Annotated in this window: 14 protein-coding genes; 9 read left to right on the top strand and 5 right to left on the bottom strand. The window is 70.1% G+C overall.

What is annotated here, in order from left to right:
- Positions 1-20: 20 nt before the first annotated feature.
- The 7 genes from IPJ78_02310 (at position 21) to IPJ78_02280 (ending at position 6115) form a co-directional block, all read left to right on the top strand.
- Positions 21-1616, top strand: a complete 1596-nt coding sequence (locus tag IPJ78_02310) for a hypothetical protein (GenBank protein ID MBK7905378.1) — start codon at positions 21-23, stop codon at positions 1614-1616.
- Between the two features lie 72 nt (positions 1617-1688).
- The gene (locus tag IPJ78_02305; GenBank protein MBK7905377.1) at positions 1689-2126 is read left to right on the top strand and encodes a hypothetical protein; all 438 of its coding nucleotides are present in this window, start codon (positions 1689-1691) and stop codon (positions 2124-2126) included.
- A gap of 58 nt (positions 2127-2184) precedes the next feature.
- Complete coding sequence (locus IPJ78_02300; protein MBK7905376.1) at positions 2185-3039, top strand: DUF4397 domain-containing protein; 855 nt, start codon at positions 2185-2187, stop codon at positions 3037-3039.
- Positions 3040-3129: 90 nt separating this feature from the next.
- Entirely contained in the window at positions 3130-3879 is a 750-nt protein-coding gene (locus IPJ78_02295) for a carboxypeptidase regulatory-like domain-containing protein (GenBank protein ID MBK7905375.1), read from the top strand.
- Between the two features lie 80 nt (positions 3880-3959).
- Positions 3960-4745: a TPM domain-containing protein gene (locus IPJ78_02290; GenBank protein MBK7905374.1), complete on the top strand. Its 786-nt coding sequence runs from the start codon at positions 3960-3962 to the stop codon at positions 4743-4745.
- On the top strand, positions 4746-5471 hold the full coding sequence (locus tag IPJ78_02285) for a hypothetical protein (GenBank protein MBK7905373.1): 726 nt from the start codon (positions 4746-4748) through the stop codon (positions 5469-5471).
- A gap of 92 nt (positions 5472-5563) precedes the next feature.
- Complete coding sequence (locus tag IPJ78_02280; GenBank protein ID MBK7905372.1) at positions 5564-6115, top strand: LemA family protein; 552 nt, start codon at positions 5564-5566, stop codon at positions 6113-6115.
- A gap of 120 nt (positions 6116-6235) precedes the next feature.
- Here IPJ78_02280 and IPJ78_02275 read toward each other — a convergent pair whose 3' ends face one another.
- The 5 genes from IPJ78_02275 to dnaE are packed head-to-tail and all read right to left on the bottom strand — an operon-like array spanning position 6236 to position 14589.
- Positions 6236-7195 carry a M23 family metallopeptidase gene (locus IPJ78_02275; GenBank protein MBK7905371.1) on the bottom strand — a complete coding sequence of 320 codons (960 nt, stop codon included), beginning with the start codon at positions 7193-7195 and terminating at the stop codon, positions 6236-6238.
- 58 nt (positions 7196-7253) lie between these two features.
- The gene (locus tag IPJ78_02270) at positions 7254-8792 is read right to left on the bottom strand and encodes a methionine--tRNA ligase (GenBank protein ID MBK7905370.1); all 1539 of its coding nucleotides are present in this window, start codon (positions 8790-8792) and stop codon (positions 7254-7256) included.
- A gap of 6 nt (positions 8793-8798) precedes the next feature.
- Positions 8799-10139 (bottom strand): hypothetical protein, encoded by a 1341-nt coding sequence (locus IPJ78_02265; GenBank protein ID MBK7905369.1) that lies wholly within the window; start codon positions 10137-10139, stop codon positions 8799-8801.
- Positions 10127-11098, bottom strand: coding sequence for an acetyl-CoA carboxylase carboxyltransferase subunit alpha (locus IPJ78_02260; protein ID MBK7905368.1), 972 nt, complete (start codon positions 11096-11098; stop codon positions 10127-10129). The genes IPJ78_02265 and IPJ78_02260 overlap by 13 nt, the downstream gene beginning before the upstream one ends.
- Positions 11095-14589, bottom strand: coding sequence for a DNA polymerase III subunit alpha (gene dnaE / locus IPJ78_02255; GenBank protein ID MBK7905367.1), 3495 nt, complete (start codon positions 14587-14589; stop codon positions 11095-11097). Before dnaE ends, IPJ78_02260 begins: the two co-directional genes overlap by 4 nt.
- A 123-nt stretch (positions 14590-14712) precedes the next feature.
- Between dnaE and IPJ78_02250 the strand changes: the two genes are divergently transcribed.
- Together IPJ78_02250 and asnB are read left to right on the top strand one after the other, a co-directional pair.
- Positions 14713-15798, top strand: coding sequence for an aminopeptidase (locus IPJ78_02250; protein ID MBK7905366.1), 1086 nt, complete (start codon positions 14713-14715; stop codon positions 15796-15798).
- A gap of 235 nt (positions 15799-16033) precedes the next feature.
- On the top strand, positions 16034-17725 hold the full coding sequence (gene asnB, locus IPJ78_02245) for an asparagine synthase B (protein ID MBK7905365.1): 1692 nt from the start codon (positions 16034-16036) through the stop codon (positions 17723-17725).
- The last annotated feature ends 3 nt before the right edge of the window (positions 17726-17728 follow it).

The following is a 17728-nucleotide window of genomic DNA, read 5'->3' as shown; positions in this document are numbered from 1 at the left end:
CCCACTTCTGAGGAATGATGATGCGATATCACGCACGAATCGTTGGCGCGTTGGCGCTCGTGGGCCTCACAGCCTGCGGTGAAGCCCTCGCGGTCAACAACTACAACAACCCTGACGTCTCCCGGGTGCTCTCCAACGAGGCGTCGGTCGTCTCGCTGGTCGCCGGTCTGGGCGCGCAGCTCAACAATCCGCAGCGGACGAGCGAGTCCGTGAACACGCAGGCGAAGATCATGTCCGAGGAGTCGTTCGCCTCGGTCGCGAACTTCGGCATGGCGGCGCGCGTCGCGAACCGGACCCAGATCGACAACGATCTCGGGAACGACAACTCGGCGTCGAACTTCAACAACTTCAACTCGTACCAGCGCGTGCAGCGCCTCGCGTTCACGGCGCTCAAGGCATACGCCGACATCAAGGCGCGGAACTCCGGCATCACGTCGCTCTCGGCGGACGCCGAGAACCAGATGCGCGCGTTCGCGTACTTCATCGCCGCGCGCTCGGTCGCGAATGCGGCGGTCGCGTATGACTCGCTCGCGGTGCTCGACGAAGCGACGGGGACGTCGGTGATCCCCGGGCTGCTGTCGGCAGCCGCGGCGAACGTGAAGGCGATCGAGTACTACGACTCCGCGTCGGCGATCGCGGCGCGCGGCACGGGTGTCGGGCTGCCGGCCACGTGGTTGAGCCAGACGGCCGACATGTCGGCCGCGGATTTCCAGCGCCTCGTGCGCAGCTACCGCGCGCGCGCGCGGGTGGCCATCGCCCGCACCCCGGCGGAGCGCGCCGCGGTGAACTGGACCGCGGTCATCGCGGATGCCACAGCCGGCATCACCGCCGACCATGTCGTCCAGATCAACGGCAACACGGGCTGGAGCGCCGGCTTCGACGCCGGTCAGATCTACGTCGTGGGCGGCTGGCACTCGGTTCCCATGAAGTACCTCGGCATGGCCGACAGCTCCGGCGCGTATCAGGCGTGGATCAACACCGCTCCGTCGAGCCGTCGCGCGTTCGTCGTCGCCACGCTCGACAGCCGCTGGCCGACCGGTGACAGCCGTGCGGCGCAGCAGGCGAGCACGCCGAACAACCAGATCCTCCCGAAGTACATCCGCAATCGTCCCACCGGCGACGATGTGGTCGCGGCGGGCGACGGCGAGTCTTTCTACGATCACCGTCGCTACGGCGCCACGCAGGTCAACACGACCGTTGCCGGCCCGTACACCGAGCTCTCGAAGACCGAGATCGACATGCTCGCGGCCGAGGGCTACATCCGCGCGGGCAACTTCGCGGCGGCCGAACCGCTCATCAACATCTCGCGCCTCCGCAACGGCCTGCCGTCGGTCGTCGGCGTCGGCGCCGGTGTCGTCCCGGGTGGTGCTGCGTGCGTTCCGAAGCTGCCGACCGGGACCTGCGGCACGCTCCTCGAGGCGATGAAGTACGAGAAGCGCATGGAGACGGCCTTCACGGGCTACATGGTCTGGTTCACGGACAGCCGCGGGTGGAACGACCTGCCGGCCAACACGGCGATCGAGTGGCCGGTGCCGTTCCAGGAGATGCAGGCCCGTCAGCAGCCGTTCTATGATGGCACCCGCCAGCAGGCCGGCGCCTCGACGTACGGCTTCTGATCGATGGATCGCGCCGACCGAAGTGGATCGCGGGGCCGCAGCTGGCCCCGCCGATTCACGGCCGGGCTCAGCATGCTGGCGCTCGCGACGCAGATGGGCTGTCATGCCTATCTCGCACCGCAGGAGCCGGTGCCGGCAGCCGGTCGGGCGATCTCGGTCGAACTGAATGACCGCGGGCGCGTGCTGGTCGGCGGGCAGTTGGGGGAGTCGGTGTTGCAGGTGCAGGGCCAGTTGATCGGCTCGACCGACTCCTCGGTCACCTTGAGTGTGGCGCGAACGGTGTTGATGCAGGGTTCTTCGGTGGTCTGGACCGGCGAGCGCGTGGTGATCCCCCGGGAGGGGGTGCGTGGTTACCGGGTCCGGGAGTTCTCGCGGGGGAGGACCGCGTTCCTCGCGCTCGGCGTCGTCGCCGGCGTGATGGCGCTCGGAAGTCTCATCTCCCTCGTCGCAGGCGGGAACGGACGTCCGTTCGATACGGGCGGCTGCACCTCCAACTGCAACGAGAAGTGATGCCGTTCGTCGTGCCAATCATCTCCTCAGTCTCGCACTTTCCATGGAGTTCCTTCTGATGCGTATGTCTCGAATCGCCCTCGTCGGCGCGCTGCTCCTCGGAGCCGCGGCCTGCCAGACGGACGACGGCAGCGCGGTGGGATCGTCGATCCCGCCGCTCGCCTTCGTCCGCTATATCAACGCGGTGCCGGACACGAACAACCTCACCGTCCGGTTCATCGATCAGCTCGAGTTCACCCCGCAGACGTTCGTGAACGTGCCGTTCCGCGGCATGGGTCAGGGCGGCTATCAGGGTCTCGAGGCGGGCTCGCGCCACCTGCGCGTGTTCACCTACGATCCGCGCCTCTCGACCCCGACCGGCGGCCTGCCGGCGGTCACGGCCCAGATGGCCGACACGACGTTCACGTTCGTCGCCGGCCAGTACTACACGCTCCTCCACCTGGGCTACTCGCGCACCGGCCAGACCCCGGCCCAGCGCGTGTACATCCTGAACGACGCGGTCCCGACCCCGTCGAACACCCAGGTCGCGGTCCGGGCGATCCACGCCGGGCTCGGCATCGGCGCCGTCGACGTCTTCACGACGCCGCTCGCCAACACCGCGCTCGCCGGGGCGCCGGCCTTCGCGAACGTGGGCTTCAACACCACCACGGCCTACGCCAACCTCGGCGTCGCGCAGGTCGCGGCGCAGATCGCGGCGACCGGCACCACCGTCTCCCTCGCGGGCGCTGCTGCCCCGGCGGGCGTCGCTGGCACCGCTGCGGCTGACCCGATCGCGGGCGCCACGGTCGGTGGATCGGTCCTCACGGCCATCGCCTTCCCGGCCTCGGTCGCCGGCTCGCCGGCGGCCGCCGCGGCGGCCCCGTCGATCGTCTGGTTCTCTGATCGTCAGCCACCCCGCACGACCACGCCGTAAGACGCACCACCCTTGCGGCACGCGGCCACCGACCCCACTCTGGGGTCGGTGGCCGCTGGCCGTTGGGCCCTGCCCTCACTCCTCCACGCAATGCGATTCCCACTCCGGATCCGCGCTTCGCTCGTATTGCTTGCCGTGTGCACCGGGCTCCCGTCGCTCCTGCCGGCGCAGATCTTTCGCGGCGCCGTCCGGACCGCCGCGACCGCGCAACCGATCCCGCTCGCGACGGTCACAGCGCGGGACTCGGCGGGGAACGTGCTGGCGATGGCGACTTCGGACTCGGCTGGCCTCTGGGCGCTCCGCGTCCGCCGCGTCGCAGGACCGATGGAGTTGCGGGTGCGGCGGCTCGGGTTCGAGATGGGCTCGTACGTCGTGCCGGCCCCTCAGGCCGCCGACACGATCGAGTACGAGTTCCTCCTCGTCGAGGTGGCCGCCGCCGCGGAGGCGGTGCGGGTCGAGGGCGCCGCCTCGCTCAACGAGAAGCGGCTGAGCGAAGCGTACCGGCGTGGGTGGCGGGTGTACGAACCCGAGTTGATCGCGTCCGTGCGGGATCGCACGGCCGATCTCCCGCAGTTGATGCGCACCCTCGGCGTGACGAGCGTGTATCCGCCCCGCGGACCGAACGACTGCTTCCGGGCGACGCGCAACAACCAGTGTCTCGCGATCGTGGTGGACGGCCTCGTCCTCGGCCCCACCGCGCTGGTGCTGCCCAACGACGTCTATTTCCTCGCGATCCTGGGCGCCTCGGAGGCACGAGTGCAGTTCGGCGACCGGGCGCCGTTCGGCGCGATCGCGATCTACACGAGATCACGGCTGGACCGGCCCACCCGCCGCCCCTGATCGGCGGCGACCGCCAGCAGGGCGCCACGGGGCGGTGCCCACCTGCAACTTCGCGGGCGCGTCCCCAGTAGTATTCACTCGTGATCCCCTTCGCCCCGGTGCTGCTCGCGCTGACGGTCGCGCTGCAGCAGCCCCCGCAGATCCCGGCCCCCACGGGCTTCGTCAACGACTTCGCCGAGGTGCTGAGCCCGGACGATGAGGCGCGGATCACGCGGCTCGTCGACGCGGTGCGCGCCGGCTCGCAGGGCGAGATCGCGGTCGTCACGCTGCGGGACCTCGCCGGGCGCGACGTGGGAGACGTCGCGCTCCGCATCGGCCGCGAATGGCGCGTCGGCGCGAGTGCGAACAGCGGCGACCGCGCTCGGAACGCCGGGGTCGTGGTGCTGCTGGTGCCGAAGGAGACGAGCGCGGATGGCCGCGGCTACATCTCGATCCAGACGGGGCAGGGGGCCGAGGGCTTCATCACCGACGGCATGACCGGGGACATCCGGCGCGAGGCGACGCCCGCGCTGCAGCGGGGTGCGTACGGCGAGGCGCTGACGCTCATCACGGGCCGCCTCGCGGAGCGCTATGCGGCGGAGTTCCAGTTCGCGCTCGACGGCACCATCGCGCCCAAGCGCGCGACGAGGAAGCGCCCGAAGATCCCTCCGGCCGCCATCATCATGGTGATCTTCGTCCTGATCAACGTGATGAGCGCCACACGGCGCGGCCGGCGCGGCGGGTTGGTGGTGGTCCCGTTCCCGCTCGGCCGTCGCGGCGGCGGCTTCGGTGGCGGGTTCGGCGGCGGTGGATTCGGCGGTGGCGGGTTCGGCGGGTTCGGGGGCGGCGGTGGATTCTCGGGCGGTGGCTCGAGCGGGAGCTTCTAGATGGCGAAGACGACGATGACCCTCGAGGCGCTCACGGAGCGCCTGCAACGCGACCTGGGCGAGACGCTCGTGGCGGCGGTCCTGTACGGATCGGCGGCCCGGAACGAGCGCAGCGACCCGCGTGCCAACTACAACGTGCTCGTGATCGTCCGCGCGCTCACGCCGGCGGCGCTGCGGACGCTCGCGTCCACGGCCGAGGCGTGGGGCGAGGCGGGGAACCCGCCGCCGCTGATCCTCACCGAGGCGGAGTGGGGCGCGAGCGGCGACATCTTCGCGATGGAAGTGGCCGACATCCTCGAGCGGCACCGTGTGCTCGCCGGGGCGATGCCGTCCTCGCCGTCGCGCGTCTCCACGGAGCACCTGCGGCACCAACTCGAGTTCGAGGCGATGGGGAAGCTGCTCGCATTGCGCCAGGGGATCCTCGCGTCAGGGGCGAAGCCGGAGCGGGAGCTCGAGCTGCTGGCGGCGTCGAAGAGCGCGATCCTGGTGCTCTTCCGCACACTGCTGCGGATCCACGGCGAGTCGGGGACGGACGGTCCGGAGGACGTCGTGCGCCGGACGGCGGCGCGCGCCGGGTTCGACCCGTCCCCGTTCCTGCAGGTGGTCGGCCACGTCGCCGGGTCGGCGAAGATCCCGGCGGACCGCGCGGACGCCATCCTCACGGCCTACCATGCCGGACTGGAGACGTTCGTGGCGCATGTCGACCGGCTCGACGCGCGCCCCTGAGCGTCGCGTCCGGGCCGCACCGCCGTCCGGCGCCTGACACCGCGCCGCGTTCCCTGCGTATTATCCAACAGTCCCTCATTCGGAGACGATCGATGAAGAAGTGGTTCCTGCTCGCGCTGCCGCTGGTCCTCTCGGCGTGCGGCTACAACAGCATCCAGACGATGGACGAGACGGCGGCGGCCGCCAAGCAGCAGATCGAGGTCCAGCTGCAGCGCCGAGCCGATCTCGTGCCGAATCTCGTGGAGACGGTGAAGGGATACGCCAAGCAGGAGGAGACGATCTTCACGGCCGTCGCGCAGGCGCGCGCCGGACTCCTCGGCGCGGTGCAGGGCGGCAACGTCGGGCAGATGGCGACGGCCAATGACCAGATGACGGGGGCGCTCGGCCGGCTGCTCGCGATCTCGGAAGCCTACCCGACGCTCAAGAGCGACCAGAACTTCCTGCGGCTGCAGGACGAGCTGACGGGGACGGAGAACCGCATCGCGGTGGCGCGCACGGACTACAACAACGCGGTGCGCGACTACAACGCGTACATCCGCAAGTTCCCGGCGGTGCTCACGGCGAAGGTGACGGGAGCGAAGGCGCGGGAGTACTTCGAGGTCACGAATCCGGCGGCGGCGACGGCGCCGACGGTGAAGTTCTAGCGGCGGCGCAGCCGCCGCGAGGGCTGTAGTCAGAAGGGAGATGAGAGAACGCGGGGGTGGCCTGATCGGCCACCCCCGCGTTCCTCTTTCATCCTTCATCCTTCTGCCTTAATCGACCGCTCACTGCGCGTCGGGCAGGACGTAGGTGAGCGGGTCCACCGGCTTCCCGTTCACATGGATCTCGTAGTGGAGATGCGGGGCGGTGGCGAGGCCGGTCATGCCGACGGCGGCGATGAGCTGGCCGCGCGTGACGCGCTGGCCGGTGCGGACGGCGAGGCGCGAGCAGTGGGCGAAGCGGGTGCGGATGCCGTTGCCATGGTCGATCTCGACCGAGAGGCCGAAGCCCTTGTCATTGCCGGCGGTGACGACGATGCCGGTGGCCGGGGCGACGATCGGCGTGCCCGTCGGGGCGGTGACGTCGATGCCCTCGTGCGGCCGGTTCTCGTGCAGGATCGGGTGGAAGCGGCTCGTCGTGAACTGGCTCGAGAGCCAGCCGGTGGTGGGCATGATGCTCGGCGTGTTGGCGAACTTCTCGAAGTTCCGCTGGAGCGTGTCCGAGACGAGGCTGAACGAGCGCGCGAGGTTCGAGGCGCGCGTGATCAGGCCGTCGACGTCGGGCCGCGAACTCCAGCCGAGGCGCCCGAGGAAGGGGCGGCGGCGGGGCACCGCGGCCCCCGGCCCGGGTTCGTCGCGCGGGGCGTCGAGCGAGGCCGCGACCACGCTGGCGGCGCTGGCTGGGCTCGCGGAGTCGCTGATCCGGGTGGCCTCCACCGGCATGCCGGCGAGCATCCGGAGCTGCTCCTCGCGCTTGGCGAGGAGGGAGAGCGTGTCCTCCAGGACCCGGAACCGGGCCTCGACCTCCGCGATCTCGGAACGGAGGACGGCGTTCTCGCTGGCGACCAGCCGGGCCCCCGGGGTGCCCCAGGGCGTGAAGAGCACGGTCACCGCGCCGCCGACCAGCAGGACCGCCACGACTGCCACCCAGCCGAGCGCACGGAAGGTCCAGCCGGGGAGCGAGAGCTCCCGGGTGGCCCCGTTCTTCGGCGGGATGACGAGGAGGGTCCAGCGACGGCGGTCCATCTTCGGAAGATAGGGTGGCGGCGGAGGCTCCGGCCCCGATGATACCCCGAACAGGCCGTCAGGTCTTGGCGGGTGGCTCGGGCCGCGGGAAGAGTCCCTCGCCCTTGCTCACACGCCATCCGGCGCACCGCAGCGACTCAAGCTCCGCGAATCGGACGCGGGCGGCCGTTCCCGGGCCGCCGATGGCCCGCCAGAGGGCTTCGGCCTTCTCCGGCATGAACGGCGCGAGGTAGACGGCCTGCCGCGCCAGCTGCCGCACGAGCGACGCGAGGACGCGCTCGAGCTCGGGGCGATTCAGCGGGTCCTTGGCGAGGACCCACGGCTTGGTGTCCTGGATGTACTGGTTGGCGCGCCCGACGGTGCGGACGATCGCCTCGAGCGCCTCGTGGCAGAGGAAGCCACGGGAGCCATCGAGGGCCGCCCGCGCCGTCGCATGGTCGGCGGCATCGGCAACGTCGACGTCGCCCGGCGCGCCGTCAGGGACGATGCCCTCGCAGTACTTCTCGATCATCGCCGTCGTGCGGCTCGCGAGGTTCCCGATGCCGTTGGCGAGTTCGGAGGTGTAGACGGCCTCGAACCGCTCCCACGAGAACGAACCGTCGCCGTCGAAGGGGATATCGCGGAGGAGATAGTAGCGGAACGCGTCGGCGCCGAAGCGGGCGATGGCGTCGCTGAGTTCGAGCTTCACGCCGGCCGACTTGCTGAAGCGCTCCCCGCCGAGGGAGATGAAGCCGTGCCCCCAGACGCGCTCGGGGAGGGGGAGGTCGGCGGCCATGAGCATCGCCGGCCAGATGACGGTGTGGAAGCGGGTGATGTCCTTGCCGACCACGTGGACGCTCGCGGGCCAGCTGGCACCGGAGCCGGCGAAGAACTGCGCGGTCCAGTAGTTCGGCAGCGCGTCGAACCAGACGTAGGTGGTCTGCGTCTCGCCGTCGCTGAGCGGCTTGGGGAAGGGGACGCCCCAGGCGAAGCGGGCACGGCTGGCGGAGATGTCCTCGAGTCCCTGGTCGAGCAGGGCGAGGATCTCGTTGCGCCGCGACTCGGGCTCGAGGAACCCGGGCTGCCGCGCGAACAGGGCCTTGAGGCGCTCGGTGTAGGCGGAGAGCCGGAAGAACCAGTTGCGCTCGGTGATCTCCTGCAGGGTGCGGGTGGGATGCAGGAGGCACTTCCCGTCGACGATGTCGGCGGGCTGCTTGAAGCTCTCGCACCCGACGCAGTAGAGGCCGGTGTACGAGCGCTCGTAGAAGTCGTCGGGGCTCTTGGCGAAGATGCGCTCGAGGAGCTCCTGCACCGCCGCGTGGTGGGTGGGGTGCGAGGTGCGGATGAACTGGTCGTGCGAGAGCCCGAGCGTGGCCCACATCGACTCGAAGCGCGCGGCGACGCGATCGACGAACTCCTGCGGCGCGAGGCCGGCCGCCTCCGCGGTCTGCGCGACCTTCTGGCCGTGCTCGTCCATGCCGATCAGGAACCAGACGTCGTCACCGAGCTGCCGGCGGAAGCGGCAGATGGCGTCGGCGCCGATCTTCTCGAGGGCGTGCCCGAGATGCGGGTCGCCGTTGGCGTAGTCGATCGCGGTCGTGAGGTAGAAGCGGGCCATGGGGCGTCAGTTCGTTGAAGGCGGACCGGACGGCGCACCACCGGGCGCGCCCCCGCCGTCGCTGCCGGGGTTCCCGGTGTTCCCCCCGCGGCCACGACGACCGCCGCGGCGTCCGCGGCGGCGACGTCCACGCTTGCGCGCGTCGGCTCCGCCGTCGGTCGACGCCTCGGCCGAGTCTCCGGACGACGTGGCGTCCTCGGTCTCCTCGCCCTCGTCGTCGTCCTCCTCGAGGTCGGGCGTCGGGACGTTGACGGCCGTCGGCGGGGCTGACTGCCGCGGCGGTGCGGGGACGGCAGGGCGCTCGACACGCTCATTGCGCTCGGCTCGCGCGGGGCGTTCGGGGCGCGCCGGGCGTTCCGCACGCGGGGCGCGCTCACGCTCACGCGACGGCGCCGCCTTCGGCGGCTCGGCGCGCGAGAGCGTGACGATCTCCGACTCCTCGGGCGAGTCGTCGTCATGCGTCGGCTCGTCATCCACCGGGACGGAGGTGTCGCCGAGTTCGCGCTTGAGCTGATTGAGCGGGATGGTGCGATACTCGCCGGCCGCGGTGCGGAGCGTGACCTGGTCGCGGAAGATGTCGTTGCTCACGACCTTCTCCTCGCCAACCGCCGTCTCGAGCACCTTCCCTTCCTTCGGGAAGCGCTTGCGGGACTGCACGTAGAACTCGTGCTCGTAGCGCAGGCAGCACATGAGGCGGCCGCAGGTGCCGGAGATCTGCGCCGGGTTCAGCGTCGAGAGGCGCTGGTCCTTGGCGCTGCTCGACTTCACGGGGCGCAGCTCGGGGAGCCAGGAGCTCGAGCAGAACTGCCGCCCGCACCGGCCGATGCCGTCGAGGCGACGGGCCTCGTCGCGCACGCCGATGTGCCACATGTGCACGCGCGCGCCGAAGCGCTTCTCGAGCTGCCGCACGAGCTGCCGGAAGTCGACGCGCTCCTCGGCGGTGAAGTAGCAGGTGAGGCGTCGGCGGTCCCACTGCCACTCGGCGTCGCTGACCTTCATGTCGAGCTTGAGCTCGCGCACGATCTCCAGCGCCGCGCGGCGGACGGCGTCCTCATCGGCACGGAGGCGGACGGCGGTCTCGATCTCCGCCTTGGTGGCGAGGCGCACGACGCGCGGCAGCTCGTTCGGCGAGGCCTTGCCGTGCGTGGTCCCGGCCTTCCGCTTCTCGGCGAGTTCGCCGGTGGCGTGGACGCGGCCGAGGTCCTCGCCGCGCTCGACCTGGACGATGACGGCGGCGCGCGCAGGCGGCGGCGCTTCACCCGCCCAGGTGAAGAACGCGCGCCGATTCCCCTTGAACTCGACCTCGACGAGGTGCGTCTGGACCGCGGCGGCCGTCACTCGTTCCACGCACCCATCTTGAGGTACTTCTCGCGGCGCTTGCGGACGAGCTTGTCCGGCTTGAGGCGGCGGAGCTCGTCGATGTTCCGGAGGATCGCGTCGTGGACGCCCTTGGCCGCCTCGGCGTGATTGGCGTGCGCGCCGCCCTCGGGCTCGGGGATGATCTCGTCGATCACCTTGAGCTCCATCAGGTCGGGGGCGGTGATCTTGAGCGACTGCGCGGCCTTCTCGCGCATCTCGACGCTCTTGCCGTCCTTCCACAGGATCGCGGCGCAGCCTTCGACGGTGATCACCGAGTAGACGGAGTTCTCCATCATCAGGATGCGGTCGGCGACGCCGAGGGCGAGCGCGCCGCCCGAGCCGCCTTCGCCGATGACGGTGGCGACGATCGGCACGGTGATCTGCGACATCTCGAGGAGGTTGCGCGCGATGGCCTCCGACTGGCCGCGCTCCTCGGCGCCGAGACCGGCCCACGCCCCCGGGGTGTCGATCATGGTGATGATCGGCACGTGGAACTTCTCGGCGAGCTTCATGAGGCGGAGCGCCTTGCGATAGCCCTCGGGGTGCGGCATCCCGAAGTTGCGGTGCAGGTTCTCCTTGGTGTCGCGGCCGCGCTGGTGGCCGATGACCATGACGGTCTCCCCGTCGAGGCGCGCCCAGCCGCCGACAATCGAGGGATCGTCGCGGTAGGCGCGGTCGCCGTGGAGCTCGATGAAGTCCGTGAAGGCGAGGCGGAGATAGTCGAGCGTGAAGGGCCGGCGCGCCGAGCGCGCGACCTGGACGCGCTGCAGGGGCGTCAGCTTCTTGTAGACGTCACGGCGGAGCTCGGTGAGCTTGGCCTGCAGCGGCTGGATCTCCGGCGTGACGTCGAGTTTCTGCTCCTCGGCCGACTTGCGGAGATCCTCGATCTGCTTCTCGAGTTCCGCGAGCGGCTTCTCGAATTCCAGGGCGGACGTTCCCACGATCAACCTCCTCTGACGAGTCGCACGCGCTCGGTCCCGAGCAGTGCGCGGAGTTCCAGCAGGGCGGGGCCGGCGGTGGACAGCTTCAGGGAGGCCGACCGGAGGCGCGCCGGGGCGCCGTCCTTCCCCTTCCAACGTAGCTCCAGCGGCGCCGAGCCGGGATGGGCGATCGCCACGGCGCGCACGTCCTTGAAGACGGCGGCGGGGACTGCGGCGGCGGCGTCGAGCTCGAGCGAGATCGCGAACTGGCCGGTGGCGCGGAGCTCGGCGAGTCGCGTGACCGACTCCACGATGAACGTGGGGTTGTCGGCGTCCTGGTCGCGCTTGGAGTAGTTCCCCTTCACGAGCATGGGCACATCGGTGCGGACCCGATCGCTGATGGCGGCCCACGCCTCGGGGAAGACGAGGATCTCGGCGGAGCCGGAGAAGTCCTCGAGGGTGAGGCGCGCGAACTCGGCGCCCGACTTCTTGGAGATCTGGCGCTTGATCGCGGTCACCACGCCGGCGAGGCTCATCGCCTCCGGGCTCCACTTGCCGAGCTGCGAGACCGTGTGCGAGGCGAGCAGTTCGCACTCGGCGCGGAACGGGTCCAGCGGGTGGCCGGAGATGTAGAAGCCGAGGATCGCCTTCTCCTGCGTGAGCCGCTCGCTCTCGGAGAGGGGCGGGAGGTTGGGCAGGATGGGGGTGAGCGGGGCCTTCGAGGCGCCCTCCTCGGGCGCCCCCATGAGGTCGCCGAAGAGCGAGCCCTGGCCGGTGGCGAGCTCGGTCTGGGCGAGCGAGGCATGCTGCATGGCGCCATCGAGGGCGGCGACGAACTGCGCGCGATGTCCGTCGAGCCCGTCGAGCGCGCCGGCGTGCGTGAGGGCCTCGAAGACGCGCTTGTTGCAGGTGCGCAGGTCGACGCGCTCGCAGAGGTCGTAGAGCGAGGTGTACGGCTTCTCCTCGCGTCCCTTGATGATCGAATCGGCGGCGGAGGAGCCCACGTTGCGGATGGCGCCGAGGCCGAAGCGGATCCGCTTGTCGCCGACGACGGTGAACTTCCACCCCGACTCGTTGACGTCGGGGGGGAGGATCTCCATGCCGAGGTCGCGCGCCTCGTTGATGTACTTCACGACCGAGTCGGTGTCGCCGATGGAGGCCGAGAGGACGGCGGCCATGAACTCGGGCGTGTAGTGCGTCTTGAGCCAGGCGGTCTGGTACGAGAGGACGGAGTAGGCGACCGAGTGCGACTTGTTGAAGCCGTAGCGGCCGAAGGTCTCGATCTGCGCGGAGATCTCGTCGATGACCTTGGGCGGGAAGCCCTTGGCGACGGCCTTCTCGACGAACTTGCCCAGCTCCTTCCTGATGAGCTCGGCGTCCTTCTTGCCGACGGCCTTGCGCAGCACGTCGGCTTCGGCGAGCGAGATGCCCGCGAGCCGCTGCGCGATGCGCATCACCTGTTCCTGATAGGTGATGACGCCGTAGGTCGGGGCGAGGATCTCCTCGAGCTCGGGGAGCTGGTAGCTCACCGGCTCCTCGCCCTTCTTGCGGCGCTGGTAGACCTTGTGCATGCCCGCATCGAGCGGGCCGGGGCGCATGAGCGCGTTGGACGCGACGAGGTCGTCGAAGCGGTCGGCGCGCATGCCGCGCACCATCTCGGTCGCGAGCGGCGACTCGAACTGGAAGACGCCGGCGGTGCGCCCGGCGCGGAGCTGGCGGTAGGTGTCCTCGTCGTCGAGCGGGAGCGCGTCGACGTCGATGTCGATCCCGCGCCGCGCCTTGATCGCCTTCACCGCGTCGGTGATGATCGTGAGCGTCGTGAGGCCGAGGAAGTCCATCTTGAGCATCCCGGCCTTCTCGAGCGCGATCATGTCGTACTGCGTGACCACCACGCGCTCGTCGCCGTCGCCGCCGCCCGAGCCCTTCGACTCGGCGGTGCAGACCGGGACGTAGTCGTCGAGCGGTCCCGGCGCTATGACGATGCCGGCCGCGTGCACGCCCGCGTGGCGCGAGAGCCCTTCGAGCGAGATCGCGAAGTCGAAGAGCTGCGCGTGGCGCTCGTCCTGGTCGTAGAGCTTGGCGACCTCGGGGACCTTCTCGATCGCCTCGGCGACGGTGAGCGAGAAGTTGGGCGCGTTGGGGATGAGCTTGGCGATCGCGTCGGTCTCGGCCGGCGTGAAGCCGAGCACGCGGCCGACGTCCTTGATGCAGGCGCGGGACTTGAGCGTCCCGAAGGTGATGATCTGCCCGACGGAGTCGCGCCCGTACTTGTCGCGGACGTACTCGATGACCTCGCCGCGGCGCTCCTCGCAGAAGTCGACGTCGATGTCGGGCATCGAGACGCGTTCCGGATTGAGGAAGCGCTCGAAGAGCAGGTCGAACTTGAGCGGGCAGACGTTCGTGATGCCGGTCGCGTAGGCGACGAGGGAGCCGGCGGCCGAGCCGCGACCCGGCCCGACGGGGATCCCGCGGTCGCGGGCCGCCTGGATGAAGTCGGCGGTGATGAGGAAGTAGCCGGCGTAGCCCGTCTTGGTGATCACGCCGAGCTCGTAGTCGAGCCGCTCGCGCACTTCCGCGGGGAACGGGTCGCCGTACCGCTTCTTCGCGCCTTCGGTGGCGAGCTGGACGAGGAGGTCGTTCTCGCTCTTCACGCCCGCGGGGAGCGGGAAGGCGGGGACGTAGTACTTCTTGTCGAACTTCACGTCGACCGCGTCGGCGATCGCGAGGGTGTTCTCGAGGACGTCGGGGCGGCCCTTGAAGTGCGCGGCCATCTCCGGCGCGCTCTTGAAGTAGAGGCCGCGGTCGTACTTCATGCGGTCCGCGTCGAGCCGGTCCTTCTTGAGGCCGATGCAGAGCAGCACGTCGTGGGCCGCGTGGTCCTCGGCCTTGAGGAAGTGCGCGTCGTTCGTCGCGACGACCGGAAGCGAGAGGTCCTTCGCGAGCCGGAAGACGAGGTCGTTGAGCTTCTTCTGCTCGCCGGCCTCGTGCGCCTGGACCTCGAGGTAGTAGCGGTCCTTGAAGACGTCGGCGTACCAGGCGGCGGCGGCCTTGGCCTCCTCGTACTGGTCCTGCAGCAGGTGCCGCGCCACCTCGCCGGCCATGCAGGCACTGGAGACGATGAGGCCCTCGCTGTGCTTCGCGAGGAGCTCACGGTCCACGCGCGGCTTGCCGTAGAAGCCCTCGGTGTACCCGAGGGAGGTGAGCTTCACGAGGTTCTTGTAGCCCACGAGGTCGCGGGCGAGGAGGACGAGGTGGAAGTAGTTCTTCTCGCCCTGCGCCGCGCGGGTCTTGAGGCGGCGGTCGCTCGGCGCGACGTACGCCTCCATGCCGAGGATCGGCTTGATGCCGGCCTTCTTGCCCTTCTCCTGGAACTCCCACGCCGCGTGGATGTTGCCGTGGTCGGTGATCGCGAGCGCCGGCTGTTCGAACTCCTGCGCCCGGCGGATCAGGTCATCGATCCGGTTGGCGCCGTCGAGCAGCGAGTACTCGGAATGGCAGTGGAGATGGACGAAGGACATGGACCCGGAAGAATAGCGCTCGCGGGGGCGCACCGCCATGCACGGAGTGCCCTTGATTCGTGCGTGTAACTCGTTGCGAGCGCTCGGCTTGCATCGCGGGAAACGCCGCCCAGATTCCGGTCGATGTCATCGAACCGCACACGGGGGGCTGGCCGCTTGAAGTTGCGCTGGGGAGGGGTGGGGATCGTGCTGCTCGCGATCGCCGCAGGGGGCGCGCTGTTCCTCGCCGCGACCCCCCTCGGCCGCTACCTCGCGCGCGCCGCGTGGGAGGAGGGGAAGATCCTCCGGGGCCGCCGACCGATCGCGCGCCTCGCGCAGGACTCGACGCTCGACGCGGCCACGCGCGCCAAGCTGCAGCTGGTGCTCGAGGCGCGGGCCTTCGCGCGCGATTCGCTGCGGCTCCCGGCGAAGGACGCCTTCACGCAGTTCACCCAGTTGGAGTCGGACACGCTGGTGCTCGTGCTCTCGGGCGCGCGGAAGGACCGACTCGAAGGGAAGAGCTGGTGGTTCCCCGTCGTCGGTCGCGTGCCGTACAAGGGCTTCTTCGACGTGGCGGCCGCCCAGCGGGCGGAGCGGGAGCTCGCCGCCGAGGGATACGACACGTACCTGCGCCCCGCGGCCGCGTTCAGCACGCTCGGCTGGTTCAACGACCCGCTGCTGTCGACGACGCTCGTCGCCGATACGGTGGACCTCGTGAACACCGTGATCCACGAGCTCACGCACAACCGCTACTACGCGAAGGACGGCGCGGTCTTCAACGAGTCGTTCGCGAACTTCGTCGGGGCGCGCGGGGCGGAGCGGTTCTTCCTCGCGCGGGGGGACTCGACCTCGGCGAAGCGCTCCGTGGACCGCTGGGCGGATGATCGGCTGCTCGCCGCGTACTGGGCGCGCCTCTACACGGCACTCGACTCGGCGTTCAAGGCCAGCGCGGCGGATTCGCTCAAGACGCGACGGCTCGCCATCCGCGATTCGACCTATCGCGATGCCCGGCGGTTCCTCGTGGATTCCGTCGGCCCGCGATTCCTGACGATCCCGCGGGTCTACGCCGAGCGGGTGCGGCTGGACAACGCGGCGCTGCTCGCGCGGCGCATCTACCTGACGGACCTCGAACGATTCGAGCGGGTGTTCGAGGCGTCGGGGCGCGACCTCGAGGTGGCGATCCGGCGGTTGATCGAGGAGCACGAGGCGGGACCACCCGCGTCACGATGATGCCACGTTCCCGGGCGCGGCCGTGCACTTGATTGCGCGGCGCTCCGGCCGAGACTACCATAGGACCATGCCGACGATGTCCGCCCGCGCCGAGCGCGCCAGCAATACCAACGCCAATCCGCCTCAGCGGGTCGGCGTCTAGTCGCGCACACGGCAGCACCAGCGACGAAGTCTCCGAGGCCCGCATCGACGATGCGGGCCTTTTCCGTTTCCTCCAGATCCCGAGGGTGTGTCCATGTGCGGCATCGTGGGAGTGTTCGATCTCAAGCCGGGCGACGACCTGGCGGCGCTCCGTCGCCAGGCGGTCGCGGCCTCGTCGCGGCAGCGGCATCGCGGGCCCGACTGGAGCGGCGTGTACGCGGACGACGGTGCAATCCTCGCGCACGAGCGACTCGCCATCGTCGGGATCCAGGGCGGCGCGCAGCCCATCCCGAGTACGGACGGGACGCTCGCGCTCTGCGTGAACGGGGAGATCTACAACCACCGGGAGCTCGCAGCCGGCGCGCCCGGGTACGCGTTCGTGGGAGACTCCGACTGCGAGGTGATCAACGCCCTCTGGCAGCGGGAGGGCGCGGCGCTGGTCTCGCGCCTCAACGGGATCTTCGCATTCGCACTCTGGGATGCGGCGGCGCGTCGTTACCTCATCGCGCGCGACCCGATGGGCGTCTGTCCGCTCTACCATGGACGCGATGCCGCCGGGCGGCTCTGGGTCGCCTCGGAGATGAAGGCGTTGGTCGGCGTGTGCGAGACGATCGAGCCGTTCCCGCCGGGGCACCTCCTCGACAGCGCAGAGGGCATCATCCGCCCCTACTACACGCCCGCCTGGCGTGACTACTCGGCCGTACGCGGCGTGCCCGCCGACCCGGCGGCGATCCGCGCCGCGATGCTCGCGGCGGTGAAGCGACAGCTCATGTCGGACGTGCCGTACGGCGTGCTGCTGTCGGGCGGGCTCGATTCGTCGATCGTCGCCTGGTGCGCCCAGCAGTTCGCCGCGCGCCGCGTGGAGGAGGACGGGAAGGTCGAAGCCTGGTGGCCGCGACTGCATTCGTTCGCGATCGGCCTTGAGGGCGCGCCCGATCTCGTCGCGGCGCGCGTCGCCGCCGAGGCGATCGGGACGGCGCACCATGAGTTCCACTTCACCGTCGCCGAAGGGATGGATGCGCTCTCGGAGGTGATCCGACACATCGAGACGTACGACGTGACGACGATCCGCGCGTCGACGCCGATGTTCCTGCTCGCGCGCCGGATCCGTTCGATGGGGATCAAGATGGTGCTCTCGGGCGAGGGATCGGACGAGCTGTTCGGCGGCTATCTCTACTTCCACAAGGCGCCATCGGCCGAGGAGTTCCACGCCGAGACGGTGCGGAAGCTCGGCGCGTTGCACCTGTACGATTGCCTGCGCGCGAACAAGTCGATGGCCGCGTGGGGCGTGGAGGCGCGGGTGCCGTTCCTCGACCTGGCGTTCATCGACGCGGCGATGTCGATCGATGCGGAGCACAAGCGGGTGCGGCCGCGCGTTCCGGGAGGGCGCCCGATCGAGAAGCACCTGCTGCGCACGGCGTTCGAAGGGACGCTGCCCGAGGCGATCCTCTGGCGGCAGAAGGAGCAGTTCAGCGACGGCGTGGGGTATGGGTGGATCGACGCGCTCAAGACGTCGGCGGAGGCCAAGGTGACCGATGCCCAGTTGGCGAGCGCGGCGGCGCGGTTCCCGGTGAACCCGCCGACGACGAAGGAGGGGTACGTCTACCGCGTGCTGTTCGAGCAGCACTTCCCCGGGGCGGTCTGCGCGGCGACGGTGCCGGGCGGGAAGTCCATCGCCTGCTCGTCACCGGCGGCGATCGCGTGGGACGCGTCGTTCGCGGCGGCGGCGGATCCGTCGGGGCGGGCGATCGCCGGGGTGCACGAGTCGGCGGTCGCGGCGGGATGACCG

It is taken from the genome of Gemmatimonadota bacterium (assembly GCA_016714015.1).
Taxonomy (GTDB): domain Bacteria; phylum Gemmatimonadota; class Gemmatimonadetes; order Gemmatimonadales; family Gemmatimonadaceae; genus Pseudogemmatithrix.
Note: the sequence above shows the minus strand (reverse complement) of the source record. Positions and strands in the feature narration are given on the sequence as shown.